Origin of the sequence: Halovenus marina (assembly GCF_051414115.1) — an archaeon.
GTDB lineage: Archaea > Halobacteriota > Halobacteria > Halobacteriales > Haloarculaceae > Halovenus > Halovenus marina.
The window spans coordinates 493,673-519,858 of record NZ_JBLKNZ010000001.1; the positions used below are offsets into that span (position 1 = coordinate 493,673).

27 protein-coding genes are annotated in these 26,186 nt (G+C 64.2%); 18 read left to right on the forward strand and 9 right to left on the reverse strand.

Features of this window, described 5'->3' with window-relative positions; all coding sequences use genetic code 11:
* Nucleotides 1–169: 169 nt before the first annotated feature.
* The 8 genes from lysW to ACMGFL_RS02595 all read left to right on the forward strand — a co-directional run bounded on the left by lysW (nt 170) and on the right by ACMGFL_RS02595 (nt 8,593).
* Nucleotides 170–358 carry a lysine biosynthesis protein LysW gene (lysW, locus tag ACMGFL_RS02560; protein WP_436933969.1) on the forward strand — a complete coding sequence of 63 codons (189 nt, stop codon included), beginning with the start codon at nt 170–172 and terminating at the stop codon, nt 356–358.
* A 137-nt stretch (nt 359–495) separates the two neighbouring features.
* Nucleotides 496–1,398, forward strand: a complete 903-nt coding sequence (gene lysX, locus ACMGFL_RS02565; protein ID WP_436936407.1) for a lysine biosynthesis protein LysX — start codon at nt 496–498, stop codon at nt 1,396–1,398.
* Nucleotides 1,395–2,432, forward strand: coding sequence for an N-acetyl-gamma-glutamyl-phosphate reductase (gene argC, locus ACMGFL_RS02570; protein ID WP_436933970.1), 1,038 nt, complete (start codon nt 1,395–1,397; stop codon nt 2,430–2,432). Before lysX ends, argC begins: the two co-directional genes overlap by 4 nt.
* An 11-nt stretch (nt 2,433–2,443) precedes the next feature.
* Nucleotides 2,444–3,310 carry an acetylglutamate/acetylaminoadipate kinase gene (locus tag ACMGFL_RS02575; RefSeq protein ID WP_436933971.1) on the forward strand — a complete coding sequence of 289 codons (867 nt, stop codon included), beginning with the start codon at nt 2,444–2,446 and terminating at the stop codon, nt 3,308–3,310.
* Nucleotides 3,307–4,434, forward strand: a complete 1,128-nt coding sequence (locus tag ACMGFL_RS02580) for an aspartate aminotransferase family protein (RefSeq protein WP_436933972.1) — start codon at nt 3,307–3,309, stop codon at nt 4,432–4,434. The genes ACMGFL_RS02575 and ACMGFL_RS02580 overlap by 4 nt, the downstream gene beginning before the upstream one ends.
* Nucleotides 4,431–5,495 carry a [LysW]-lysine hydrolase gene (locus ACMGFL_RS02585; RefSeq protein WP_436933973.1) on the forward strand — a complete coding sequence of 355 codons (1,065 nt, stop codon included), beginning with the start codon at nt 4,431–4,433 and terminating at the stop codon, nt 5,493–5,495. The genes ACMGFL_RS02580 and ACMGFL_RS02585 overlap by 4 nt, the downstream gene beginning before the upstream one ends.
* Complete coding sequence (argF, locus tag ACMGFL_RS02590) at nt 5,492–6,370, forward strand: ornithine carbamoyltransferase (protein WP_436933974.1); 879 nt, start codon at nt 5,492–5,494, stop codon at nt 6,368–6,370. The genes ACMGFL_RS02585 and argF overlap by 4 nt, the downstream gene beginning before the upstream one ends.
* Before the next feature lie 78 nt (nt 6,371–6,448).
* Complete coding sequence (locus tag ACMGFL_RS02595; protein WP_436933975.1) at nt 6,449–8,593, forward strand: PAS domain-containing sensor histidine kinase; 2,145 nt, start codon at nt 6,449–6,451, stop codon at nt 8,591–8,593.
* 3 nt (nt 8,594–8,596) lie between these two features.
* Here ACMGFL_RS02595 and ACMGFL_RS02600 read toward each other — a convergent pair whose 3' ends face one another.
* Nucleotides 8,597–9,901, reverse strand: coding sequence for a metallophosphoesterase (locus ACMGFL_RS02600; protein ID WP_436933976.1), 1,305 nt, complete (start codon nt 9,899–9,901; stop codon nt 8,597–8,599).
* 90 nt (nt 9,902–9,991) lie between these two features.
* Here ACMGFL_RS02600 and ACMGFL_RS02605 point away from each other — a divergent pair, with 90 nt between their 5' ends.
* On the forward strand, nt 9,992–10,231 hold the full coding sequence (locus tag ACMGFL_RS02605) for a BolA family protein (protein ID WP_436933977.1): 240 nt from the start codon (nt 9,992–9,994) through the stop codon (nt 10,229–10,231).
* A 25-nt stretch (nt 10,232–10,256) separates the two neighbouring features.
* On the opposite strand, the gene ilvA is transcribed toward ACMGFL_RS02605, so the two are convergent.
* Entirely contained in the window at nt 10,257–11,468 is a 1,212-nt protein-coding gene (gene ilvA, locus ACMGFL_RS02610; RefSeq protein ID WP_436933978.1) for a threonine ammonia-lyase, read from the reverse strand.
* Between the two features lie 269 nt (nt 11,469–11,737).
* Here ilvA and ACMGFL_RS02615 point away from each other — a divergent pair, with 269 nt between their 5' ends.
* Entirely contained in the window at nt 11,738–12,205 is a 468-nt protein-coding gene (locus ACMGFL_RS02615) for a pyruvoyl-dependent arginine decarboxylase (RefSeq protein ID WP_436933979.1), read from the forward strand.
* A gap of 4 nt (nt 12,206–12,209) precedes the next feature.
* Here the strand turns inward: ACMGFL_RS02615 and ACMGFL_RS02620 are convergent, their stop codons facing one another.
* Nucleotides 12,210–12,869, reverse strand: coding sequence for a metallophosphoesterase family protein (locus ACMGFL_RS02620; protein ID WP_436933980.1), 660 nt, complete (start codon nt 12,867–12,869; stop codon nt 12,210–12,212).
* Nucleotides 12,870–12,943: 74 nt separating this feature from the next.
* Between ACMGFL_RS02620 and ACMGFL_RS02625 the strand changes: the two genes are divergently transcribed.
* Nucleotides 12,944–14,935 (forward strand): MutS-related protein, encoded by a 1,992-nt coding sequence (locus ACMGFL_RS02625; RefSeq protein ID WP_436933981.1) that lies wholly within the window; start codon nt 12,944–12,946, stop codon nt 14,933–14,935.
* Between the two features lie 21 nt (nt 14,936–14,956).
* Here ACMGFL_RS02625 and ACMGFL_RS02630 read toward each other — a convergent pair whose 3' ends face one another.
* Nucleotides 14,957–15,397 (reverse strand): DUF7577 domain-containing protein, encoded by a 441-nt coding sequence (locus tag ACMGFL_RS02630; RefSeq protein ID WP_436933982.1) that lies wholly within the window; start codon nt 15,395–15,397, stop codon nt 14,957–14,959.
* 199 nt (nt 15,398–15,596) lie between these two features.
* Between ACMGFL_RS02630 and ACMGFL_RS02635 the strand changes: the two genes are divergently transcribed.
* Nucleotides 15,597–16,724 (forward strand): ORC1-type DNA replication protein, encoded by a 1,128-nt coding sequence (locus ACMGFL_RS02635; RefSeq protein ID WP_436933983.1) that lies wholly within the window; start codon nt 15,597–15,599, stop codon nt 16,722–16,724.
* Nucleotides 16,725–16,766: 42 nt separating this feature from the next.
* On the opposite strand, the gene ACMGFL_RS02640 is transcribed toward ACMGFL_RS02635, so the two are convergent.
* The 3 genes from ACMGFL_RS02640 to ACMGFL_RS02650 all read right to left on the reverse strand — a co-directional run bounded on the left by ACMGFL_RS02640 (nt 16,767) and on the right by ACMGFL_RS02650 (nt 18,879).
* A complete protein-coding gene (locus ACMGFL_RS02640; protein WP_436933984.1) occupies nt 16,767–17,543 on the reverse strand; it encodes a DUF7089 family protein in 777 nt (258 codons plus the stop codon).
* A 180-nt stretch (nt 17,544–17,723) separates the two neighbouring features.
* Entirely contained in the window at nt 17,724–17,969 is a 246-nt protein-coding gene (locus ACMGFL_RS02645) for a ferredoxin (protein WP_436933985.1), read from the reverse strand.
* A 130-nt stretch (nt 17,970–18,099) separates the two neighbouring features.
* Nucleotides 18,100–18,879 carry a ZIP family metal transporter gene (locus ACMGFL_RS02650; RefSeq protein WP_436933986.1) on the reverse strand — a complete coding sequence of 260 codons (780 nt, stop codon included), beginning with the start codon at nt 18,877–18,879 and terminating at the stop codon, nt 18,100–18,102.
* A gap of 97 nt (nt 18,880–18,976) precedes the next feature.
* On the opposite strand from ACMGFL_RS02650, the gene ACMGFL_RS02655 reads away from it, so the two are divergent.
* Genes ACMGFL_RS02655 through ACMGFL_RS02665 form a run of 3 tightly spaced genes read left to right on the forward strand, consistent with a single transcriptional unit; the run spans nt 18,977 to nt 23,104 of the window.
* A complete protein-coding gene (locus ACMGFL_RS02655; protein WP_436933987.1) occupies nt 18,977–21,259 on the forward strand; it encodes an ATP-dependent DNA helicase in 2,283 nt (760 codons plus the stop codon).
* Nucleotides 21,259–21,744, forward strand: a complete 486-nt coding sequence (gene cgi121 / locus ACMGFL_RS02660; protein ID WP_436933988.1) for a KEOPS complex subunit Cgi121 — start codon at nt 21,259–21,261, stop codon at nt 21,742–21,744. The genes ACMGFL_RS02655 and cgi121 overlap by 1 nt, the downstream gene beginning before the upstream one ends.
* 28 nt (nt 21,745–21,772) lie before the next feature.
* Nucleotides 21,773–23,104 (forward strand): oxidoreductase, encoded by a 1,332-nt coding sequence (locus tag ACMGFL_RS02665; RefSeq protein ID WP_436933989.1) that lies wholly within the window; start codon nt 21,773–21,775, stop codon nt 23,102–23,104.
* A gap of 5 nt (nt 23,105–23,109) precedes the next feature.
* Here the strand turns inward: ACMGFL_RS02665 and ACMGFL_RS02670 are convergent, their stop codons facing one another.
* Together ACMGFL_RS02670 and ACMGFL_RS02675 are read right to left on the reverse strand one after the other, a co-directional pair.
* A complete protein-coding gene (locus ACMGFL_RS02670; protein WP_436933990.1) occupies nt 23,110–23,703 on the reverse strand; it encodes a MaoC family dehydratase in 594 nt (197 codons plus the stop codon).
* Nucleotides 23,693–23,830: a hypothetical protein gene (locus ACMGFL_RS02675; RefSeq protein ID WP_436933991.1), complete on the reverse strand. Its 138-nt coding sequence runs from the start codon at nt 23,828–23,830 to the stop codon at nt 23,693–23,695. Before ACMGFL_RS02675 ends, ACMGFL_RS02670 begins: the two co-directional genes overlap by 11 nt.
* A gap of 100 nt (nt 23,831–23,930) precedes the next feature.
* On the opposite strand from ACMGFL_RS02675, the gene ACMGFL_RS02680 reads away from it, so the two are divergent.
* From ACMGFL_RS02680 to phaC, 3 genes are read left to right on the forward strand one after another with little or no spacing between them, the layout of a single operon-like run.
* Nucleotides 23,931–24,233 (forward strand): AbrB/MazE/SpoVT family DNA-binding domain-containing protein, encoded by a 303-nt coding sequence (locus ACMGFL_RS02680; RefSeq protein ID WP_436933992.1) that lies wholly within the window; start codon nt 23,931–23,933, stop codon nt 24,231–24,233.
* A gap of 52 nt (nt 24,234–24,285) precedes the next feature.
* On the forward strand, nt 24,286–24,831 hold the full coding sequence (locus ACMGFL_RS02685) for a poly(R)-hydroxyalkanoic acid synthase subunit PhaE (protein WP_436933993.1): 546 nt from the start codon (nt 24,286–24,288) through the stop codon (nt 24,829–24,831).
* 2 nt (nt 24,832–24,833) lie between these two features.
* A complete protein-coding gene (gene phaC, locus ACMGFL_RS02690) occupies nt 24,834–26,183 on the forward strand; it encodes a class III poly(R)-hydroxyalkanoic acid synthase subunit PhaC (RefSeq protein ID WP_436933994.1) in 1,350 nt (449 codons plus the stop codon).
* The last annotated feature ends 3 nt before the right edge of the window (nt 26,184–26,186 follow it).

The window sequence follows — 26,186 nt, forward strand, 5'->3', positions numbered from 1 at the left end:
ACCCGCTCCGGCGATCCCCGCCAGGGGACATAATACCAAAATTCTGATACACAGAACAGGATTCCGGTGGAAATGGGTATAGATAGCCGATAGAGCGGATTATCGATACATATTGTATTCTGATAACTCCGAAGGGTTTAAGCCCGTAGGTTCGATACAGGCAGATACCATGACAGAGAACACGGAGACGCTGTACGGAGAAGACCCCCTGACGGGCGAAGAGATCGAACTGCCGGCGGACGTCGAGGTTGGCGAGATAATCGACAGCCCCATCACGGGAACGGAACTCGAAGTCGTCTCGCTCGACCCCGTCGAACTGCAGGAAGCGCCGGAACTCGAAGAAGACTGGGGCGAGTGAGACAGTCGTGCAGTCTCGGATGGACAACCTCATGACGAAGTGGCACGATGGACAACGCCATGACGAGGTGGCACTGGACAACGCCATGATCAGGTGGCACACATGACCGTGGACGCGGCCGGACTGCGGTGGTACAGATGAATGTCGGCGTGCTGTACTCGCGGATCCGCCGGGACGAGAAGCTCTTGCTGTCGGAACTGCGCGAGCGCGGCCACACGGTCGCAAAGATCGACGTTCGCGACCAGCAGTTCGACCTGACCGAACCGCCCGCCGACTTCGAGGGTGTGGACGTGGTGGTCGACCGCTGTCTGGCGACCAGCCGAAGCCTGTACGCCACTCGCTTTCTCGATGCCTACGGGATTCCCGTCGTCAACAGCGCACAGACGGCAGAAATTTGTGCGGACAAGGTGAAAAACAGCCTCGCACTCGCGGGTGCGGACGTGCCGACACCGGCGACGAAAGTCGCGTTCACGAAGGAGACGGCACTGGAGATAATCGAGGACTTCGGCTACCCCTGCGTGCTGAAACCAGTGATCGGTTCGTGGGGGCGGCTGATGGCGAAACTCGACTCGCGCTCGGCCGCCGAAGCGGTACTCGAACACAAGGAGACGCTCGGCCACTACGAGCACAAGGTCTTCTACGTCCAGGAGTTCGTCGACAAGCCCGGCCGGGACATCCGCGTGCTCGCCGTCGACGGCGAGCCAATTGCCGCGATGGTTCGCAGTTCCGACCACTGGCTGACAAACGCCGCCAAGGGTGCAGACACCGAACCCTTCGAACTCGACGAGGAGGCACGTGAACTGGTCGCACAGGCAAGCGACGCAGTCGGCGGCGGTCTGCTCGGCGTCGACCTGATGGAGGTCGGTGTCGACGCTGACGGCAATCCCGAAGGCTACACCGTCCACGAGGTCAATCACACCGTCGAGTTCAAGGCGCTCAACGACGTGACGGATGTGGACGTGCCCGCTCGCGTCGTCGACTGGATCGAACGCGAGTACGGCGATACAGACGAGACAGACGAAGCGGAGGCAGCATCATGAGCTACACAGCGAGCGTCGTCGGCGCGAGCGGGTTCACCGGCGGTGAACTGCTCCGCCTGCTCGACGGCCACCCCGAGTTCGAGATTGCGCAGGCGACGAGTCGCTCGAAGACCAACAAGACCGTCGGCCACGTCCACCCGAACCTGCGTCATCTCGACGTGCGCTTTTCGGATCCTGACGACCTCGAACCGGTGGACGTGCTCTTTACCGCGACGCCGCACGGCGTCTCGATGGAACAGATCGATCGTTTCCGCGAGGTAGGCGAGACAGTTGTCGATCTGTCTGCGGATTTCCGACTGAGCGACGAAGCGCCCTACGACGAGTACTACGACGGGCACACGCGCCCTGAACTGCTCGACGAATCGGTGTACGCGCTGCCGGAACTCGGCCACGACCGCCTCGATGGGGCAGAGATCATTGCCTCCGGTGGCTGTAACGCGACCGCGACGATCCTCGGACTGCTCCCCATGGTCGAGGCGGGGATACTCTCCGGCGACGAACGCGTCGTCGTCGACGTGAAGGTCGGGTCGAGCGAGGGCGGCGCGGGCGGCGGCGAGGCGTCCTCGCATCCTGAGCGCTCGGGCGTGGTTCGCCCCTACGCTCCGACCGGCCACCGTCACGAGGCCGAAATCGCGGAGTTTCTGGGCTTCGACGTGTCCTTCACCGTCCACGCGGTGGACATGATCCGCGGCGCGTCCGCGACCTGTCACGTCTTTCCCGACGAACCCGTCTCGACGGGCGACCTCTGGACGGCGTATCGCGGGCGCTACGCCGATGAGCCATTCGTGGAGATCGTCGCTGGCGGTGGCGGCGTGTACCGCTACCCCGAACCCAAGGCTGTCGCCGGGACGAACCGCGCCGAGGTCGGGTTCGAGGTCGACCCCAAAAATGGCCGCGTCGTCGCGTTTTCGGCTATCGACAACATGATGAAGGGGTCGGCCGGGCAGGCGGTCCACGCGGCCAACGTCGCGCTCGGACTCGACGAGACTGCTGGCCTGACGTTCACGGGGTTGCACCCGGTCGGCGCACCATAACGGAGGCTACCATGACAATCGTAACAAAGATCGGCGGCGCTCGCGCGGTCGACCCGGCGGGCGCACTGGCGGACGTGGCATCGCTCGCGGAGGACGTCGTCTTGACCCACGGCGGGTCGACCGCCGTCGACGAGACGCTCGAACGACTGGGGATCGACCCCGAGTACGTCGAGACGCCGAGCGGCGTCGTCGGCCGGTTCACCGACGAGGAGACGATGGAGGTGTTCGAGATGGTCATGCCGGGCCTGCTGAACACGGAACTCGTCGCGGGCCTCCAGAGCGAGGGCGTAGACGCGGTCGGTCTCTCCGGCGTCGACGGGAAACTCCTGCACGGCCCGCGGAAGTCCGCCGTGCGCGTCGTTGAGGACGGCAAGCGAAAGATCCGCCGCGGCGACCACTCGGGCACCATCAAGGAAGTCAACGCCGACCTGCTCGACGGACTCTTCGCGGACGGATACACCCCTGTCGTCAGTCCGCCGATGGCCGGGGCTGAGGAGGTCGACGGTGAGGACATCATCACACCAGTCAACACGGACGCGGACCGTGCGAGCGCGGCCATCGCCGGTGCGCTCGAAGCGCGACTGGTGCTTCTGACGGACGTGCCCGGCATCCTCGCAGACCCCGACGACGAGGAGACGCTCATCGAACGCGTCGAGACGCCCGCGGAGTTCGAGCGCCTCGAAGCGGCCGCGGAGGGCTTCATGGGTCGGAAGGTGATGGCAATCGAGGAAGCGCTCGACGCGGGCGCACGCGAGGTCATCGTCGCCGACGCGAACGCCGACGAACCGGTACAGAGCGCGCTCGACGGCGGGGGCACGCACGTGCTCGCGAGTGCGCTGGACGATACGTCTGCGACAACGCACGGTGAGAACGCATGAGCGGATTCGTCTTCAACGAGAAACCGATCGAGATAGCTCGCGGAGATGGCCCGTACCTGTACGGCGAGGACGACACGGAGTATCTGGACATGGGCGCGAGTTACGCCTGCGTTCCGCTTGGCCACGGCCACGAGGCGGTCCAGTCGGCGGTGTCCGACCAACTTGCGGACCTGACCTACGTGCAGGCGTCCTATCCCGTAGCGGTGCGGACGCGCCTCTACGAGTTGCTCGCTGAGGTTGCGCCCGGCGACATCGACAAGGTGTGGCTCTGTAACTCTGGCACGGAGGCAAACGAGGCGGCGCTGAAGTTCGCCCGGTCGGCGACAGGAAACTCGAAGATAGTCGCCACGATGCAGGGCTTTCACGGCCGCACCATGGGGTCGCTCGCGACCACGTGGAAAGACGAGTACAAGGAGCCCTACGAACCGCTGATCGGTGACGTGGAGTTTGTCCCCTACGACGACGCCGACGCGATGGCCGAAGCCGTCGACGAGGAGACGGCGGCGGTCATCGTCGAACCGATTCAGGGCGAGGGCGGGATCAATCCGGCCTCGGCTGCGTTCCTTTCGCGCACCCGAGAGGCGACTGCCGAGGCCGGTGCGGCGATGATCGTCGACGAGGTCCAGACCGGACTGGGACGGACCGGGGACCTGTGGGCCATCGAGTCGACCGACGTCGTGCCCGATATGGTCACGAGCGCGAAGGGACTCGCCAACGGGCTGCCTGCCGGAGCGACGCTGTGTCGCGACTGGATCGCAGAGGATCACGGCTCACACGCCTCGACGTTCAGTGGCGGTCCGGTCGTTGCCAGCGCGGCAGAAGCGACCGTCTCGACGCTGGTCGAGGCGGGAGTTCCGGCCCACGCCGAGAAGGTCGGTGCGTATCTCCGCGAGCAACTGCAATCCGAACTCGGCGATTCGATTCGCGAGGTGCGCGGCGAGGGCCTGATGATCGGCATCGAGGTTCGCCGCGGCGCGAACCGCTGTCTGCGTGACCTGGCGCTGAATCACGGGATTCTCGCGCTGCCCTCGGGACGGACGGTCGTTCGTCTGCTGCCGCCGCTGACAATCAACGAGTCGGAGGCAGACCGGGTCGTCGAGGCGATGAGCGAGGTGGTGGGATGAGCGAGTCCCAGCTGGAGGCAGTCTCCGGCGAGGCCCGCGAGTTGCTCGTCGACCTGGTCGAGACGCCGTCGGTGTCGGGCGAGGAAGGCCCGTGTGCCCGAAAGCTCGCGGACTTTTTCGAGGAACACGGCCGCGAGGTGTGGATCGACGAGGTCGGGAACGTCCACGCGCCCGGGGACGACGGCGTGTTGTTGACCTCTCACATCGACACCGTCCCCGGCGACATCCCCGTCAGGATCGAATCTACAGAGTCGGGTGACGAACTCTGGGGTCGAGGCAGCGTCGACGCCAAGGGGCCGCTCGCCGCGATGGCGATTGTCGCCGTTCGGACGGGCGCGAGCTTTCTCGGCGTCGTCGGCGAGGAGGTCGACTCCCGCGGAAGCCGTCACGCTGTCACAGTGCGCGAGTCAGCGCCGGACACGCTCATCAACGGCGAGCCGTCGGGCTGGAACGGGATCACACTCGGCTACCGGGGCCTGCTGGGTGGCACCTACGTCGCAACCTCCGAGTCGGGCCACTCCTCGCGGCCGGAGAACAACGCCATCCAGGATGCGATCGACTGGTGGAGCGCAGTCGAAGCGGAGTTCGAACCCGACGAGTGGGTGCCCGTCTTCGAGCGCGTCACGCCCAAGCCGACCGAATTCGACGGTGGCATCTCGCGGGATGGACTCTCTGTGGAGGCGACCATGGAAGTCCAACTGCGCGTCCCGCCGGAGTACACCGTCGACGAGGTTCGCGAAATCGCTGACGGACATCTCGACGGCGGCACTGTCCACTGGTACGACCGCGTGGAACCCGTCATGATGAGTCCGCGGACGTCGGTCGCGCGGGCGTTTCGGGCGGCCATCCGTGGCTGCGATGGCGAACCCCGCCTGCTTCGCAAGACCGGCACCAGCGACATGAACGTCTTCGCCGACCACTGGGACTGCCCGATGGTCACCTACGGCCCCGGCGACTCGGATCTCGACCACGCGCCCGACGAGCATCTCGAACTCGACGAGTACGACCGGTCGGTCCAGGTGCTCGAAACCGCCACACAACGCCTACTGGAGGAAGCATGACACTGCTCGACATCGACGACCTCACACCGGAGGAACTGCACGCCGTTCTCGACAACGCGACCCGCCTCAAGACGGCCGACGACGCCGGGACACCGCTCGAACGGCAGACGCTCGCGATGGTCTTCGAGAAGCCCTCGACGCGGACGCGCATCTCCTTCGAGACGGGGATGACCCAGCTCGGCGGCCACGCCATCTTTCTGGGTCCCGACGACATCCATCTCGGGCACGGCGAACCGCTCCGTGACACCGCGCGCGCCATCTCCCGATACGCGGATTTCATCATGGCGCGGGTGTTCGACCACGCCGATGTCGTCGAACTCGCGGAGTTTGCCTCCATTCCCGTGATCAACGGTCTCACTGACGACGCACATCCCTGTCAGACGCTCGCTGACCTGCTGACTATTCAGGAGCAGTTTGGCACGCTCGACGTCGACCTGGCGTGGGTCGGCGACGGCAACAACGTCTGTCAGTCGCTCGTGCTCGGCGCGGCGATGACCGATCTCGACCTGACGGTCGCGACCCCCGAGGGCTACGAAATCGACGACGGCGTCCGGAAGCGCGCGGCCGGACTCGGCGACGCGCCGGTCGAAACGAACGACCCACACGAGGCCATCGACGGGGCGGACATTATCTACACCGACGTCTGGGTGAGCATGGGCGAGGAGGACGAACGCGAGCAGAAGTTGCGAGAGTTCGACGGCTTCCAGTTGACCACTGACTTCGTGGGCGACCTGCCGGTGATGCACTGTCTGCCCGCCCACCGCGGCGAGGAGATCACCGACGACGTACTCGAAAGCGACAACGCCATCGTCTGGGACCAGGCCGAAAACCGGCTGCACGCCCAGAAGGGCCTGCTCGATTTCTTCGCAGAGTAGCCTGTCTCCGTTTCCCGGCGAGTGCTGACGCCGTTCCAACACGATATAATTATGATGATCAACACATAACCGTGCGGTATGTTGTCATCGGTTACCGTCGTGTACGTCGGCACGGGCGGTCGGGGGGTCGACATTCTCGACGTACTGGAGGATGGGACGACACATCCGGTACAGGTGGTCACGGCAGGGCCGGACTCGCTCACCGACCTGCTCGGCCCGGACCGACTCGACGGGGTGCTCTGTGGGCCGGAACTCGACGGGGCCGACCTGCAGACGGTCGTGTTCGAGACGGCCGACACCGCCGACGACCTGCCAGTCGTCAATCTCACCGGCGAGTCCGCCGCCGTCCCCGAACGACTCGACGTGTACGACGTCGAACGTGACGCCGACCCAGAGAACCTTGCTCGGACGGTGCTCGGAGCCGTTCTTGATGCGCAGGCGGACGACGACGAGCACGACCCGGGAACGCTCGGGCAGTATCTCGCGGTGAATTCGGAGTGGGAGATAACTGACTGGGACCCACGGCTGGAGTCGTGGACCGGGATCCGCCCCTCGGCTGCGCTGGGCGAAGAGATATGGAACGTCATCCCGTCGTGGGAGGAGACCGAACTCGCGGAGGCGTGCACGCAGGTGATGCAGTCACGAGATGCGACGACTGCCGAAGTACTACACAGGCCCACAGAGCGCTGGTTCGACGCCCGCGTCGTTCCACGCTCGACCGGCGGCATCGAGTGTTTCCTGCACGACATCACCGGCTACCGGGAGCAGGTGTTCGACGACCCGCAGGAGCGCTTCGAGAACACGCTGGACCGCATCACCGACGCGTTTTTCGAACTCGACACCGAGGAACGGCTGGTCTTTCTCAACAGTCAGGCGGAGTTTCTACTCGACGTGGACTCGGAGGAAGTCACTGGGATGCGGTTCTGGGACGCGTTCCCAGCGGCGGTCAGCACCACGTTCTATCAGGAGTTTCAGGGGGCGATGGACAGTCAGGAGCCGACCAGCTTCGAGGAGTTCTATCACCCGCTCGAACGCTGGTTCGAGGTCAACGCCTACCCGTCAGAGGACGGGCTGTCGGTCTTTCTCCGGGACGTGACCGAGCAGGTCGAACTCCAGCAAAAGCTCGAACGCCTCCACGAGATAACCCGAGAGCTCATCGTCGCGGAGTCGGACGTCGATATCGCCGAACGCGCGGTCGACGCCGCAGAGGAGGTGCTCGAATTCCCACTGGTCGTCGTCTGGCAACACGACGAAGCGACCGAGATGCTCGATCCAGTCGCGTACTCCGAGGCAATCGACGACAGAGTCGATGCACTCGAACCGCTGGGTCGCGAGAGCACGTTTATCTGGGAAGTCTACGAGACGGAGAATCCGCGCTCGCTCGGGTTCGTTCCCGCGACAACTTCGACCTCTCACCACCCAGGGAAGGTCACCTCGGAACTGCTCGTTCCCGCGGGCGAGGCGGGGGTACTGAGCGCCTACTCGGACGAGCGGGACGCCTTCGACGAGACGGACGTGGAGCTGTTTCGCATCCTCGCGAACACGGTCGCCTCCGCGTTTGCCCGGACCGAGCGCGAACGCCAACTCGCTCGCCGTAACGAGCGACTCAACGACTTCGCGAGCGTCGTCTCACACGACCTGCGCAACCCGCTCAACGTCGCCTCTGCACACGCCGAACTCGCACGCGAAGCGAGTGAGACAGCGGACCATCTCGACAAGATCGAAACCTCCCTCGATCGGATGGAGCGGCTCATCGAGGACCTGCTCGCCCGGGCGCAGGGCGACCGGGGACTCGACCGGGAGAGTCTGTCGCTGTCCGACCTCGCGCAGTCGGCGTGGGACGGAGTCGACACTGCTGCCGCGACGCTGTCGGTCGAGGGTGACGCGGCGCTGCACGCCGACTCTGATCGACTCAGACAGCTGTTCGAGAACCTCTATCGCAACAGCGTCGAACACGGTGGCGAGGCCGTCGAGGTCAGCGTCGGTCCGCTCGACTCGGGCTTTTACGTCGACGACGACGGGTCCGGAATCCCCGAGTCTGAACGCGAGAGCGTCTTCGAGCAGGGGGTGACACACGCCGACGACGGAACGGGATACGGGCTGGCTATCGTTTCGGATATCGTCGACGGCCACGGCTGGTCGATCAGCGTGGCCGAGAGCGCCGAGGGCGGCGCACGGTTCGAGGTCGCTGGCGTCCGGTCGCTCTCTCGCACACAGCCCTGACGGTTACTGCTCCGGCTCGATGACCGTCGAATCGGGGAGGTTCACGTCGGGTTTTCGCCCGAGTGTGAGCAGGCGCTCTGTGAACGTGAGTTCCTCGGGGCTTGGACTGGGCTTCTCGATGGCCTCGAAGTCGATTGCGATCCCCTCCGACTCGGCAGCGATGCGGACGGCACAGAGCTGATAGGACGGATAGAACACCGGCGGGAGGATGCCGATGGGACCGTCCCGGCGGTCGAGGCGCTTGAGCCACGTGCCGGTGTTGACCAGCGCGCCGCCCTCGATCGCTTTGAGGCGTGGGCGGTGAGTGTGTCCGTAGCAGAATATCGCGGTGTCTGGCTCGGCCTCGAACACCTCCTGTGCGGCCTCGATGTACGGCGTCTCTGCGTCGACGGTGAGTTCTGTCTCGAAGACGCCGAAGCGGTCGACAGTCTTGCGGATGTCGCGCCGGAGAAAGTACAGCGGAATCCCGACGAGGATGAGCAGCGAGGCCATGGCGACGTTCACCGCGAGAAACGTCCAGACGGCAGTCCCGGCGAGACCGAACTGGCTGAGCACCGATCGGACGAAATCGACCGGCGCGGACCAGACGCCCGCAACGTCGAGTCCGGCAAACACCGCAAACAGTGCACTTAGGTTGAAAAGCAGGAGAAACGGGGCAAGCGCGTACCGGATGAGCGGGTTCATCTCGCGATAGAAGTACTTCGAGATCAGCCAGACCGGCATCCGCTCGGTGGGCGTCACCGCCTGCACGTCTTTCAGCCAGTTGAACCGGCCGCGGTCTGAGAGTTTCCCCGCACGGCTGGTCACGTGGGTGTTGTAGTAGTAGCCAAGCGGCGTCGCATACGGGTTGCCCCAGTCTTTGATCTCGTTGTTCGGGTCCTGCTGGTGGCCGTGCTCGAAGTGGATCACGCTGTCACCGACTGACTTCGTGACTGTCGGTTCCTGAACGAGCGTCACGTTGTATTCTGCGAGGCGGTCGACGTACTCGTCGTAGGCCGCGAGTTCGTGGTCGTGATTGCCGGGGATCAGGGTGATCGGGATCTCTACACCCGTCGCACGGAGTTGCTCGAACAGCTTCGGGTAGCGGTCTTCGAGGACGTCGAACTTTTCGATCCCCGAGATCTCAGTAAACTCCCAGAGACCGAACGCGTCACCGTTGATGACGAGTTCCGCGTCCTCGTCGGTGTGTTCGAGTCGTTCCAGAAAGTCGAGCAACTCAGTTCGGAACTCCATCTCTTTGAGTTGCTCGTCACCGCCGATGTGGAGATCACTGATGACATAATAGACTGGATCCCCGTCCTCGCTCATGCTCCGGATCAGCAGTCCGTGACGCATAGATGTTCCCTTCCCGAACGCTCCAAGCGAGACGGTTTTTTGTCCGGGCGTCCTTGGTCGGGTATGGATCTTGCAGAGATCGAATCGCTGATCGAGTCGAACATCCCCGATGCCACTGCGACAGTCACCCAACCTCGCGGCATGGACGACGAGGACCACCTCGCCGCGACGGTCGTTTCGCCTGCCTTCGAGGGCAAATCACTCCTCGACCAACACGAGATGGTCTACGACGCGCTGGGAGACCGCATGACAGACGACATCCACGCGCTCGAACTGAAGACGTACACCCCCGAAGAAGCCTGATACTCGCTCGAACGCGCCAGTCGTCTCACGTCAGAATATCGAGTTCGTACCCCGCCGCTTCCAGTCGGTCGAGCAGGTTCGCCACGTGTTCCGGGCCGCGGGTTTCCACGTCGAGTTCCACCTCGGCGTCGTCCATCGACACGTCCCGCGAGGTGCGGTCGTGTCGGATCGCATAGATGTTCGATCGGGTTTCGGAGATGACGGTAACGAGCGCGTCGAGTGCGCCCGGCCGGTCGGGTAACACCGTTCGGAACCTGAGGTACCGGCCGGTCTCGGCCATCCCCCGGACGATGACAGTCGTGAGCGTGTTCAGGTCGATGTTGCCGCCACACAGCGCCGGGACGATGGTTTCGTCCTCGTCGAAATCGAACCTCTCGAACAGGAGCGCGGCAAGCGGTGCCGCACCGGCACCTTCCGTGAGGAGTTTGCTCCGTTCGAGCAGTTGGGTGACTGCGACCGCAATCTGGTCGTCGGTGACGGTCACCACCTCGTCGACGCGCTCTTTGATCACCTCGAAGGGCTTTTCACCGACGGTTCGTGTCGCGATACCGTCAGCGATGGTGTCGACGCTATCGCGCTCGACGCGCTCGCCTCGCTCCAGTGACTGTGGAACGCTCGCTGCGCCCTCAGCCTGAACGCCGATGACGCGTGTGTCCGGTTGCTTCCCCGCGATGGCGGTGGCGATGCCAGCGATGAGTCCGCCGCCGCCGATGGGCACAACGACGGTCTCGACGCCGGGCAGGTCTTCACAGATCTCCAGTCCGATCGTCCCCTGCCCGGCCATCACCTCCCAGTCGTCGAATGCGTGGAGGTAGAATCGCCCCTCCTCGCGTTCGATTTCGTGGGCGCGCTCGGCCGCCTCGTCGTAATCGACGCCGTCGAGGATGACCTCCGCTCCGTAGCTCTGGGTCGCCTTGATCTTCGATATCGGTGCACCCTCCGGCATCACCACTTTGGCGTCGACGCCCATTCGCGTCGCCGCGAGCGCCACGCCCTGCGCGTGGTTGCCCGCGCTCGCGGTGACGACACCCGCCTCGCGCTCGCTCTCGGAGAGCGTTGCGACGCGGTTTGTCGCCCCGCGGATCTTGAACGCGCCCGTCCGCTGAAACACCTCCTGTTTCAGGTGGACGTCCGCGCCAGTCATCGACGAAAACGTATGCGAGTAGCGCAGCGGTGTGTGTCGTGACGTTTCGGCAACCCTGTCTCGGGCCGCCAGCACGTCCTCGTAGTCGAGCATATCTGAACTGTGACTCCGACCGCCTTCAATCCCGGCGACAGTCGAAAAAGTGGCGAGCGTGTGACATGCAGTCGCGACTGCACTCGAATCGTGTCCACGGGAGTACTTAAATCCCCGGTCGCGATGTCTGACGGAGAATCGCACTACTGAGAACGGATATGCCGTCCGTCAGACGGTCGACTGACGGGTGTTTTTCTATTTAAAGGAATCGCTCCGGGTGGGCGTCACGAAACGCCACGCTCATCACTATCCACAACAGAGTCTGAGACGTGATCCACCTCGTCTGGGGACGGGGCCACGCGGAGACGTCGAAGGCCTCGTTCGACGCGGCGCTGGCACGCGCTGGGGTTCACCAGTACAACCTCCGGCAACTCTCCTCGGTCATCCCCGCCGGACCAGCGATCGAGCACACGGGGACGGCGCCGGATCTTGGCCCTGCGGGCAACGCGCTCGACGTTGTGATGGCCCGCGAGACGAGTCCACCGGGAACGGCCGCCAGTGCCGGACTCGCGTGGACTGACCGCGAGGGCCCCGGTATTTTCTACGAAGTTGCAGACACCGACCCCGAGACGGTGCGTGACCGCCTCCAGACGGGGATCGAACGCGGCTGTGCGATCCGGGAGTACGATCCCGCGACCGTCGAACGGAAGGTCATCAGCGCAGAACCTGACCCCGATCGGTACACCACCGCCGTCGTACTCGCGACGTACGGCACGAGCGAGTCGCTCATCGAGTAACTCCTCAGCGCCCCTGTTCGAGTCGGTCGGCAAGACTGCGGGGAAGGTTCGCGTCCCTGATGGCCTGCTGGACGCGCTCGATGTCGTAGGGAACGCGGTGTTCTGAGACCGTCTCCTCGTCGAGATCCAGTATCGCGTAGGCGGCCCGTGGGTCGCCGTCGCGTGGCTGACCGACGCTTCCGGGGTTCATCACGACCCCCTCGTCGTAGATTTCGTGGCCCTGGACGTGCGTGTGACCCATGACGAGTGCGCGCTCCGTTTCGAGCAGATCCGGATGAAAGTCGTGTGGGTAGGTGTACCGGTCGGGGTCGTCGGGATGGCCGTGGACGACCCGAATACGGTCGTCGAAGAGGAGCCGTTCGTCGGGCAGCGTTCGGAGCCACTCGATTCCCGCCTCGTCGAGCGTCTCCCGGGCGTAGCGGACGCCCGCGCTCGCGGCGCTGTTGAAGGCAAAGCCGCTGTCGCTCGCGACTGCCCGGTCGTGATTCCCCATCACGGTCGGAATGTCCAGCTCCCGGACTCGGTCGATGCACTCGCTGGGAAACGGGTTGTAGCCGACGATGTCGCCCGCACAGACTATCGCGTCCACCTCGGACATCGCGTCGAGGACCGCGTCCAGTGCGACGAGATTGCCGTGAATGTCGGACAGCACCCCGATTTTCATACCCTCTGTACGAGCGGGACGAACTTAGATGCTCTCGCTAGCTTTTTCTCCGGTGGGGCCGACCCTACGCGTAGATGGAGTTGACGTCGATACCGGGGGTCGGCGAGAAGACGGCCGCGGCGTTGCGGGAACTCGACGACCCCGAGCGGGCGCTGCGCGACGGTGACGTGGCAGCACTCGCACGCGCGCCCAGCATCACCGAGGGGCGGGCGGCACGCATCGCCCGCGCAGCGATCCGGTCGGAACACGACGACCAGGGGGCGTTTCTCGCGACGCCCAGAGCGCGAGAGATCCACCGCGAAGCCCTCGATCTCGTCCAGCGACACGCCGTGACCACCTACGCGACGCGCAGACTCGAAACGCTGTACCCGAGCAGTGCAGACTCGCGTATCGAGGCGGTTCGCGAGCGGTCCCGTCAGGCCCTCGAACACGAGCCAACGGAGACGGTGCGGGAGGCGCTCGAAGCCGTCGAGACGCTCGACGAACCCGGGACAGTTCGCGTTCGGGACCGCTGTCTCGCGACCAGCGACGCGGAGATGTACGCCACTGCACGCGAGGCGATTCCGGAGATAAGCGTCGAGTTGGTCGAGGACACCCGCCAACTGGCCGAACTCGCTCGCGGCTACGCGACAGTGATCGTCCTCGACGAGGCGTTTGCAACTGTCGACATCGAGGGGGACGTTCGCGTCGAACCCGACGCGCTCGACGAACCGGAGCGGGTCGTCCCCGAGCGGACGCTCTCCGTGTTCGCACACAACAAGCAGAGTCTGACGGCTGCCGCTCGCGTTCACCGCCACAGCGCGCTCGACCCGCCCTGTGACCTGGACGAACTCGACGATGCGCTCGACCGACTCGACGAGGACGGGCGTGTCAGCGGCGACGCGGAACTCGACCGACTCTCCCGCGCAGTTTCTGACCTCGACGGCGTGGTGAGCGAGGCCGAACGGGTCGCGAACGACCACCTGCGTGAAGCTATCGAGACGCGCGACGTGACCATCGACGGCACCGACCTGCTCTCGCTGGTCGAGCGCGGGGCGGGCGTGGACTCGCTGCTCCAGCGCCAACTCGCCGACGAGTACGACGAGGCAGTCGAGCAGGCCCGAGCGCACCTGATCGACACGCTGGATCTACAGGACACCGAATCGCTCGCACAGCGGGTGTTCGACGCCGAACCGACCTATCCGGTCGAACACAACGAGGAGGCGCTTTCCCGCCTGCGCGAGGAACTGACCGCGGCCCGCGACCGCCGGTCGACGGCCCGAAAGCAGGAACTCGCCGACCGACTCACGGAGATGCGCGCAGACTGCGAGCAGTTGGTCGAGCAGGCGCTCGAACACGACGTCTCGCTCGCAATCGCCGGATTCGCTCGCGAATTCGACTGCACGATGCCGACCCTCGACGGGAGGGGGTTCGCCATCGAGGGCGGCCGCTCGCCGCTCGTGGACGTCCCATTCGACGAGGTCGAACCGGTCGATTACCGCGTCGAGGGGGTGACGCTGCTCTCGGGCGTCAACAGCGGCGGGAAGACGTCGACGCTCGACCTGGTCGCGCTGGTGGTGACGCTCGCGCATATGGGGCTGCCAGTTCCGGCCGAGAGCGCCCGCGTCGAACGGATCGATCAGCTTCACTACCACGCCAAGACGCAGGGTACGCTCGACGCCGGGGCCTTCGAGTCCACCGTTCGGGACTTTGGCGAACTCGTAACCGAGACGAGCAGGGACGCGCGGACGCTGGTGCTCGTCGACGAACTCGAAAGCATCACCGAACCGGGGGCGAGCGCGAAGATCATGGCCGGAATTCTCGAAGCGCTCGCTGACTCCGACGCGACTGCCGTGTTCGTCTCGCATCTCGCCCGCGAGATACACGAGGCGGCGACTATCGATATTGCCGTCGACGGCATCGAAGCCGATGGTCTCGTGGACGGGGAGCTACAGGTCGACCGTTCGCCGGTCAAGGGCCGACTCGCCCGTTCGACGCCGGAACTGATCGTCGAAAAGCTCGCAGACGAGGCTGACGCCCCTGACGAGCCTGCAGATTTCTACACTGACCTGTTGGAGAAGTTCTGAGACCGGTGACGGATCGGGAGATTACGCTGGGAGCCGAGCGGTGCAGTTCTTGCAGTAGCTGAACTCCTGCTCGTTTGTCGCGCCACATTCGGGACATCGAACCGTGTTCTCGTCGAGTTCGGCGCTGCGTGCTGTCTCCGCATTCGAGGGTTCGGCAGGTATCGTATAGCCCAACTCTTCGAGCGTCGACTGGTCGGAACGCTGGTCTCGCACTGTCCCGGTCGCCCAGGTTCCGAGTCCGGTTTCGTCACCGTACCGCCGGTTGATCACGCTCCCGAGAACCACCAGGAAGAGGCCCACGAGCATGAGCGTCACGTCGCCGCCAGTGAGATTCTCGATGGAGTTCTCCGGCGCTGCGAGAAAGACGCTCGTCGCCACGAACAGAAACAGCAACATTCCAGCCAGATAACACAGAGTGCCGACGACCTGCCACAGCAGCGTGTTCCGAAGCGGTCGGTCCATCACCGTTCGAATGGTCTCGGGACGTATTAATGTGTAGCTCGAACTGACTGTTCTCCGATGCGTCTGCTACTACTCGGGTGGGTGAGAGACGCTGCTCACACAGACGAGTGTCGGGACGGGCCTGCAGTGAGGGAGTTTCGCGGGGAACCCCGCGGAGCCGACAATACGCTTAAGTAGCGCGGCAAGCTCGGTGAAAGTAATGACAGACGACCCCGAGGAGGGGATGCTGTCCTGGGACGAATCGGTGTTCCGGGACGAACACGTCTTCGAGATAGACTACCTCCCCGAGACGTTCCACCACCGCGATACGCAGATGGAGACGCTGAAGTACGCGCTCCGCCCGGCCGTGCGGGGGTCGCGGCCGCTGAACGTGACCGCGCAGGGACCGCCCGGTACCGGCAAGACAACTGCCGTCCAGATCCTCTTCGACGAACTCCGCTCGGAGACCGACGTGCAGGCCGTGCGGGTCAACTGTCAGGTCAACTCGACGCGGTACGCCGTTTTCTCCCGCATCTTTCAGGGTGTGTTCGACTACGAGCCACCCGCATCGGGTATCTCCTTCAAGAAGCTGTTCTCGCAGGTGACCGACCACCTCGTCGAAAACGACGAGGTGCTCGTGGTCGCGCTCGACGACGTGAACTATCTGTTCTACGAGTCTGAGGCATCCGATACGCTGTACTCGCTGCTTCGCGCTCACGAGGAATCTGGCGGCGCGCGCATCGGCGTCATCGTCATCTCCTCGGATCTGGAGATGGAGATCATCGAGGAACTCGACGGGCGCGTCCAGAGCGTCTTCCGGCCAGAGGACGTCTACTTCCCGAAGTACGACCAGGCGGAGATCGTCGACATCCTCTCCGAGCGCGCCGACCGCGGATTCCACGAGGGCGTCATCGACGCACCGGTGCTCGACCGCGTCGCGGAACTCACCGCCGAGCAGGGTGGTGACCTCCGGGTCGGCATCGACCTGCTCCGCCGGGCCGGTCTGAACGCCGAGATGCGCGCAAGCCCCAGCGTCGACATGGAGGACGTCGAGGAGGCCTACGACACCTCGAAGTACGTCCACCTCTCGCGCCGCCTGCAGGAACTCACCGATTCCGAGAGCGCGCTCGTCGAGGTCATCGCTGAACACGAGGGAGAACAGGCCGGGGACATCTACGAGCAGTTCCACGACCGAACCGATCTCGGCTACACGCGCTACTCCGAGATCATCAACAAACTCGACCAAATCGACATCATCGACGCCTCCTACAGCGATATCGAGGGCAGAGGTCGCTCGCGGGAACTCTCGCTGAACTACGACGCCGAGGCAATTCTGGACCGACTGTAGAGCGACTGGTCGGCGTATTCAGACGAATACAGCGTATACTTCCTATTCGAGTTCGTCGAGCGTTCGTTCCAGCCACTTGATCGCGTACTCGGGGCCGTGGTCGAGATAGGCCGTAGTGTCGAGCGCGTCGAAGGGCGCGGGCAGTTCTGCGGCGTGTTTGATGGCGCTGCAGGCCAGTTCCGTGGCGTCGGGAAACGACGTCTCGCCGCGGGCGAGCGCGCTCGGGAGGCCGCTGACTCGCGCTTCGATGTGCTCACCAGCATCGATCCACGCCGCAAACAGGTCGCCGTCCCACCCGGCGAAGGTATCGCGCGTCTGGAGACCGAGAGTGGCGTCGTAACAGGCGGCGGCGAGTTGGTAGGTCTCGTTCGAGTCGAACTGCGCCCCTGCGACGCGCGCAAACTCCGGATACTGTTCTTCGAAAAAGCCGAGGAAGTGTTCGGGAACGTCGAGTCCGACCTGCACGAGCGCTTCCGCGATCAGAAAGTCCCGAAAGTCCGCGGGCGACTCGTCGAGTCGGGGTTTACAGATGAGCACCGGCGGGTCAGTCTGGCGTGTCCACACGACGCTTCCGTCGCCCGGCATTCCGACGGTGAACGTCCCGCTCGCGTAGGTCTGGAGAATCTCGGGGGCGTCCGGCGGGAGCCACGCCGTCGGAGCGGAAGCGGGGTCGAGTCGGTCGGTGACGAGCGCGAGTTCCTCGGCCTGCTCGGGTGGAAGCGTCTCGAAGTCCCGTTCGCAGTCCAGTACGAGGGCGTCGGGCGCGTGTCTGTCACGGACAGCGGCGACGGCCTCGTTGACGGAGCGCTCGGTGAACATCAGGTCGTGAGACCGGTCATGACGACCAGCGCGAGGCTGAGAACGAGCGATACGGCGAGCGTCCCGATGACGATTTTGGTGGGCGTACTCATACGCGACAGTTCACGGGCAGGCCTAAAAAGGCCACAGATTCCCGCCAGACGGTGCTGCGCCAAGAGCGGACGAATCCGACTGTCCACACTACGGGACGAGTTGTTCGCCGTCCTCGTCGTAGACGGTGATCGCTTCGACGGGACAGGCCCGGGCGGCGAACTTCGCGTCGAGTTCGGCGTCCTCGGGGACCTCCCGGACGAACACGCCCGCATCGCGTTCCTCGCTGTCCGCGAGCACGGCCTTCCCGGCGTCGGTGTCCTTCTCGAAGGCGTCCCACTCGACGACACACTGGAACATCCCGATACACGTATCGCGGTCGTACTCGATGTGCATACGCTCACTTCGGGCGGGCGACGCATAGAGGTGGTGATCAAACGAACGCGTCACGGTGACGATCACACCGAACGAGTCGAAGTGAGGCCCACACCGATGCGTCGCGGTGCTGCTCATACAGCCAGCAGTATCAGACGCTCAACCCTTCGTTGACGACGACCAGAAGCGAGAAGCCGACGAGAAAGGCCGCAGTCGCCGCGTCGGCATACCCGTGGCCGTGCGAGATGGGGATCATCTCGCGGAAGACGACGGCTATCATCGCACCGGCGGCAAAGCCCGCGGCGACGGGGAAGATTCCGGTCGCAACGGCGACGAGTCCAAAGCCGAAGACGGAGGCGACGACCTGTGGAACCAGCCCCGAGAGCGTCGTGTACCACACCACGCGCAGATTCGACATTCCCGTGTCGCTCATCGGGACGGCGAAGGCGAACCCGTCGGGCACGTTCTGCACGGCGATGACCACCGCGAGCAGGAGGGCAACTTCTTCCAGTCCGGACGCGAAGGCGACGCCGATTGCCAGCCCTTCGGGCGCGTTGTGCAAGGTGATCGCCGTGCCGACGAGCAGCGCCCGGCGGAGCGTCGACGCCCGGTCGGGGTCGTCCGTCGCGCCGCCTTCGCCGTGCCAGTCGTTGAACCGGGCGTGCAGGTGCGGGAGAAGTCGGTTTGCGAGCAACAGCGAGAAGCCGCCGACGAACACGCCCGCGATGACCGCTTCCAGGGTTCCTTCCTCCATCCCGGGGATGATGAGGCCGAAGACGCTCGCAGATATCATGATGCCCGCCGCGAGTCCCACCGCGGCGTCGTAGGTGCGGTGAGTGACCCGCGTCCGAACGAACACCGGCAACGCGCCGAGACCGGTCGCCGCGCCCGTGAGTGTCGTCACGACGAGCATCGTCTGAAAGTTCGACACACTCTGCGTTCATCGAGGGTGGACAAAAAAGTATCTCGGGGAGAGCGTCCGGCTGCGGAACGAACGTTTAAACCCGGAGACGCCCGAACTAGATTCGATGGACGTTGCGGACATTCCGTCGGTTCCCGAGTGGCTCCCCGACCACCTTCGCGAGGACGGCATCGAGTCGCTGTACCCGCCCCAGGCCGAAGCTGTCGAGAACGGTGTGACGGAGGGCGAGAACCTCGTCGCGGCGGTGCCGACCGCGAGCGGGAAGACGCTGATCGCGGCACTCGCGATGCTGGCGAGCGTCGAACGCGACGGGACGGCGCTCTACATCGTTCCGTTACGGGCGCTCGCGAGCGAGAAACAGGAGGAGTTCGCCGAGTTCGAGGCCTACGGACTCGACGTGGGGGTATCGACGGGCAACTACGAGTCCGACGGAGGGTGGCTCGCTGGCAAGGACATCATCGTCGCGACCAGCGAGAAGGTCGACTCGCTGGTTCGAAACGACGCGCCGTGGCTCGATGATCTCTCCTGTGTCGTCACCGACGAGGTGCATCTGGTCGACGACGGCGAGCGCGGCCCCACGCTCGAAGTCACGCTCGCGAAACTCCGATCGCTCAACCCGGATCTGCAGACGGTCGCGCTCTCTGCGACCATCGGCAACGCCGAGGAACTCGCCGACTGGCTCGACGCGGCGCTGGTCGACTCGGACTGGCGACCGATCGACCTCAAGAAGGGGGTCCACTACGGCAACGCGCTCCACCTCGAAGACGGCAGCCAGACACAGATTTCCGTCCGACAGAACGAGGATCAACCCGCGGCCATCGTTAGGGACACGCTCGCAGACGACGGCTCGACGCTCGTGTTCGTCAACTCGCGGCGCAACGCCGAAGCCGCGGCTCGCAGGCTGGCGACGACAACTGAGGCAGGGATCGACGACGAGGAGCGCGACCGACTCGCCGACATCGCGGCCGAGATACGGGACGTGAGCGACACCGAAACGAGCGAGGATCTGGCCGCCGCGGTCGAACAGGGAGCGGCCTTCCATCATGCTGGACTCGCCCGAGACCACCGCTCGCTGGTCGAGGACGCCTTCCGGAATCGGCTTGTCAAGGTCGTCTGTGCGACGCCCACGCTCGCTGCGGGCGTCAACACGCCCTCTCGCCGGGTCGTCGTACGGGACTGGCGCAGATACGACGGCAGTACGGGTGGGATGCAACCGCTCTCGGTGCTCGAAGTCCACCAGATGATGGGGCGCGCCGGTCGACCGGGCCGGGACCCCTACGGCGAGGCAGTGCTGGTCGCGTCGAGTCACGACGAACTCGACGAACTGTTCGACCGGTACGTCTGGGCCGACCCGGAGCCGGTGCGGTCGAAACTCGCTGCCGAACCGGCGCTGCGAACCCACATTCTCGCGACGGTTGCGTCCGGGTTCGCCAGTTCGCGCTCGGGCCTGCTCGACTTTCTGGAGGGGACGCTGTACGCCCAGCAAACGAGCGGCCGGGACCGCCTCGAATCCGTGACAGACGACGTGATCGCCTATCTCGAACGGAACGGCTTTCTCGAACGGGACGCCGATGGGCTGACCGCCACAAACCTCGGCCATACGGTCTCTCGGCTGTATCTCGACCCGATGAGCGCTGCGGAACTGCTCGACGGTCTCGACGACGCGACGGACCCGACCGCGCTCGGTCTGTATCACCTCGTGAGTCGGACGCCGGATATGTACGAACTCTATCTGCGCTCTGGTGACGAGGAGGAGTACACGATGCTCGCCTACGAGCGCGAGGAGAAACTGCTCGGGGCCGCCCCATCGGAGTTCGAGGAGCGCTTCGAGGACTGGCTCTCCGCGCTCAAGACTGCCCGACTGCTCGAAGACTGGGCCGACGAGGTCGACGAAGACAAAATTACCGACCGGTATGGCGTCGGCCCGGGCGACATCCGCGGCAAGGTCGAGACGGCCCAGTGGTTGCTCGGGGCCGCGGAATCACTCGCGAGTGAGCGGCAACTCGACGTGGCCGGGGCCATCCGCGAGGCACGTATCCGTGCGGAACACGGCGTCCGGGCGGAACTGGTCGAACTCGCGAGCGTCCGCGGCGTGGGCCGCAAGCGCGCTCGACGGCTGTTCGCGGCTGGCATCGAGACGCCAGCCGACCTTCGAGATGCCGACAAATCAACAGTTCTGGCCGCGCTCCGCGGCCGACGAAAGACTGCCGAGAACATCCTCGAAAACGCCGGGCACAGAGACCCTTCGATGGACGGCGTGGAGCCAGACGAATCAGTTTCCTACGACGGTATCGGCGGTGACGACAGCAGTGCGGCCGGGGGGTCGGGCGAGCAGGCTGAGGACAGACAGGCCAAATCGGACAATCAGGCGAACCTGGGTGACTTCTGATGGAACTGGTCGAAGGACGGGCAGACATCGCGGATCTGGATGCGTTTCTCGAAGCTATCGACGGGATTGGGGCCGATACCGAAAGCACGATACAGGTCTTCGACGCGCGCTACGTCGTCGACCGGACGCATCTCGAACGCGCAGTCGAACTCGCGACGCGCGCACAGGAACGCGACGAGATGATCGCCCGAGAGTTGTCAGTCGAGATTCTGCTGTACGCCGCGGGACGGCGACAGATCGAAGACGCGTTGGCGATGGGCGTTTCGGAGGGCTCGTGTCCGGTCGTCGCAGTCGTGGTCGGCGGCGACGAAACGAGTGCACGGGACCGACTCGCGGAGCGACTCGATCCGGAGTCGACGCTCGGTGCTCCCGACGAGGATCGGCTGATGGACTTTTTCGACATCACGGAGGGGGAACTGGCAGTGACAGACGACCTCGCGCCGCTCGTCCACGAACGCGTCGCCATGCTGGTGGTGAACAGATAGATATCGACTCGGCTCGTAGGCGTGGTAGATGCCGTCTCTCACCGACCCCATCTCGATCGGTGACGTGACCGTTCCCAATCGGCTGTATCGCGCACCGCTTCTCGAATGTGCGGGGAACGGCCCCGACGCGGTCGAGACGCTGATCGACGAACTCGAACCGGCGGCCGAGGCGGGTGCAGGACTCATCTTCCAGGGCGCGAGTATCGTCACCGAAGACGGGGGGTGTGCCGCGCCAAATATGACGCGTGTCCACGACGAGGCGTTCGTCGAGACGCTCTCGCGGCTCACCGACCGGATCCACGCCCACAACTCGCGCATCTTCATTCAGCTTGCACACGGCGGTCTCCGGAGCATGAGCCTCTGGCACGCCGAGTACCGCGAGCAAAACCCCGACGAGGGCCAGTACGCCGTCTCCCGGCCGCCCTGGCACCTTCAAGTCGCCGACCAACTGGGGATCATCAATCTCGACCCTGCTGTGCTCTCGACCCAGGACGTGTACCAGTTGGCCGAACAGTTCGGCCGCGCCGCTGGCTTTGCGGCCGACGCGGGATACGACGGGATCCATCTCTCCGGTGCGAACATGGGAATCATTCAGCAGTTTCTCTCGCCGTACTACAACCGCCGGGACGACGAGTTCAGAGACGGCGTCAGATTTCTCGACGCGATCGAAGAGGCCGTTCGGCATCACGCCGGTGACATCCCACTGGTGACCAAGGTGCCCGCAGAGACGGCTGCGCCGCCATTCGTCCGCCGTCACCTGACGCGCGAGGATACCGTCGAGATTGCGCGACGGCTCGAAGCCGTCGGCTACGATGCAGTCGTTCCGGTCGAGGTGTCGGTGTACTGGGACACGAGCGTCATCCGCGGAGCATTTCCGGAGCGTGCGTGGACTGCCGAGGACCTCCAGAGCGAGTACGCCGCCGTCTTCGGTGGCCCGTATCGGGCCCGTGCCGTCCAGGCGCTCAACCGTCTCGGGGCATCACTCCATCCCCGAGAAGCCGCCTGGAACGCGGATCTGTGTCGAGCGGTTCGGGATATCGTCGACGTGCCGGTGCTCTGTGAGGGCGGGATCCGCGAGCGCGACCACTGCGAGACGCTGCTCGGCGGGGAGCAAGGAGCAGGGAAACAGTCTGGGAGCGGTCAGGCAAGCGATCTGGTCGGGATGGCCCGTCCCTTTTACGCCGAACCGCGTCTGCCCGCCCGATTGCTCGCCGGTGCTGACGCGCTCTGTGAGAGCTGTAACAACTGTACGATACCACAGGCAGCGGGGAAACCGGGGCGGTGTCGGACACCGTCGGTCGTCAGAGAGCGCGCACGGCTCGAACAGAACGGTGCCTACGACGGAAAGAACGAGAACTGAACCGCTCAGTTGGAGTCGGGAAGCTCGTCGATGAGAATGACCGCCTCGCCGTCGATGACCATCTCGCCGTCGTCGAGAACACGCGTCGTCAGGCGATACTGGTTGTTTCCGAGGTCTTCGACGATCTCACATTCGGCAGTGATTCGGTCGTCGATACGGACGGGGTTGTGAAATTCCAGATCCTGTGAGAGATAGACGACGAGACCGGGGACGCGTGCGAGTGCGGCGCTGATGAGGCCGCCGACGAGCGCGCCGTGAGCGATCCGTCCGCCGAAGCGAGTGCCCTCTGCGAACTCGTCGTCGAGGTGTAGCGGGTTCGTGTCTCCGCTGGCGGCGGCGAAACTCCGGATGTCCTCGTCGGTAATTGTCTTGGTAAACTCGAAGCGGTCCCCGACGCTCAGGGCGTCAGCTGTCTCCGCGGTCCGCTCGACGTGCCACTCCGGGAGGTCCGTTGCGGCTTCGATTTCGGTCTTGTCGCCGTTCGCGATTCCGAACGCAGCGAACGCTGCCCTGTTTGCGGCAACAACGCTGTCGAATACGTACGACGACGTTTCCGTCCACGTATCCAGCAGTGCCCTGCGGTTCGCTTCAGTAGTCATCGGTATCACCTTCGACCCCTTCGAGGTTAAATGATGCGGGTGAATCCCCGATATTTGCTCCGAACGGGGGCGTTTCCGGGCCGTCCCGTGCCCCGACGGACGCGCGACTCACTGTGGTGACGCTCATACGCAAAATACGGCAGTATTCCACTTAATGGCATCGAATGGTATCTGATGGTAATTCCAGCAAGGTTTATGTGGTGAGCTGGCCTATCTCTACTCGACTGATGTCAGACGAGAGAGACGGCCCGATGTGGCCTCCGGAACTGTTCAAGACGTTCACCGAGACTGGCGAGCAGGCGGTCGAACAGCAGCAGGAACTGTTCAAGCAGATGCTCGGTGCGAGCATGTCCGGCGGCATGGATATGAATCAACTCGGCGCGATGAGTCAGACGGCGACGTTCAAGACCCGCGTACAGAGCGGCGGTCGGATCAGCATCCCCGACGCGGAGCGGGAGGCGCTCGACATCGAAGAAGGCGACATCGTACAGGCCGTCGTCGTGCCGGTCAAGCGGGACCGAGACGAGTGACGAGGCGGACGCACAGACTACCGAAACCACCACGGACACTACTTGACAACAGATGAGCAACAACAACTGGACACACGAGGACTGGAACGAGATGGTAACGCAAATGAACGAAGCGGTCGCCGACTCTATCGAGCAGAACATGGAGGCACAGGCTGCCTTCATGGAGTCGTGGTCGGACCAGCTAGAGGAGTCGGTGCCCGACGAGGACGTCGTCGCCCAGGGGATGGAGGGATACAGCAGCGCCTACGAGACGTGGATGAACGCGGCCGAGCAGGTGTACGAGCGCTCCATCGACGCCGCCGAAGGCGAGGACGTCGACCCGTCGGAGTACCGCGACATCTGGCTCGAAGCCGCAAACAACGCCTTCAAGGAGGTCATGTCGACGGAAGCGTTTGCGGCTGCGAACGGACAATTTGTCCAGATGGTGATGGAGATGCGCCAGGAATTTGACGAGGCCCAGCAAGAGGCAATCGCCGGGATGGGGCTCCCGAGCCGCGAGGACGTCGAGGAAGTCGGTGAGCGACTCGTCGAACTGGAGCGACGCCAGCACGACGTCGAAACGAAACTCGACCGGATACTCGACGAACTCGAGGAGTGATCATGTCGTTCAACCCACTCGCGGCGATGCTCGATGCGAGCACCGAGAGTATCGAGTCGGTGACTGAAGCAACGAACAAGGCACCGCTGCTTACTGAGCGAGCGGCCGAGATGCAGAACATCGACGTCGGGCAGACCCCCTCAGAGGTAGTCTACGAGGAGAACAAGCTCGAACTGCTCCACTACGAGTCGCTGACCGACGAGCAAAACGAGGTGCCGATTCTCATCGTCTACGCGCTGATCAACAAGCCCTACATCCTCGACTTGCAGCCAAACCGGAGCGTCATCCGCCGACTGCTCGAAGCCGGGCACGACGTGTACATGATCGACTGGAACGAGCCCTCACGGCTCGACCAGCATCTCACGCTCGAAGACTACATCGCCCGCTACATCGACAACTGCGTCGACGTGGTGCGTGACCGCTCCGGGCAGGAGTCGATCAACTTCCTCGGTTACTGTATGGGCGGCACGATGAGCAGCATCTACGCGGCGCTGTACCCCGAGAAGGTCAACGCGCTCGGGTTGATGGCTGCCGGACTCTGCTTCGACGGAACTGGCGGCGTCCTCGAAGACTGGGGCGACGAGCGATACTACGACCCGCAGACGGTCGTCGACGTGTTCGGCAACGTCCCGGCGGACATGCTCGACGACGGCTTCGCGTTGATGGATCCCGTCGACAACTACGTCAGCAAGTACGTCGCATTCTACGACAACATGGAGGACGACGCCTTCGTCGAGAACTTCGCCCGCATGGAGCGATGGCTCGACGAGGGGATCGACCTTGCCGGACAGGCCTACGTCGAGTTCCTCGAAGAGGTCTACCAGGAGAACGCCCTGTACAAAAACGAGTACGTCCTCGGTGACAGGCCCGTCGACATCACTGAGATCGACATGCCAATCTTGCAGATCCTTGGCGAGTACGACCACCTCGTCCCGCCAGCGGCCTCGAAGCCGTTCAACGACGTGGTCGGCAGCGACGTCGTGACCACCATCGAGTACCCGACCGGCCACATCGGTCTCTCTGTTTCCTCCTCGACTCACGAGGACGTCTGGCCGCAGGTCGCCGACTGGTATCACGAGAAGTCAGAGCGAGACGCCGACGAGTCCACGGAGACCACCGAGGCTGACGAGGAGACCGAAGCGGAGAACACGGATATTGACGACTCCGCGCAAGCGGAGACTGACACCGCGGACGTCGAGACGGTCTCCGGCATCGGGCCGACGTTCGCCGAGCGACTCAAAAATGCGGGGATCGAGACGACAGCGGACCTCGCATCTCGCGACGCCGACGAACTCGCTGAGATTGCCGAGACGAACCAGTCCCGTGTTCAGGACTGGCTCGACCAGATCTAAGCC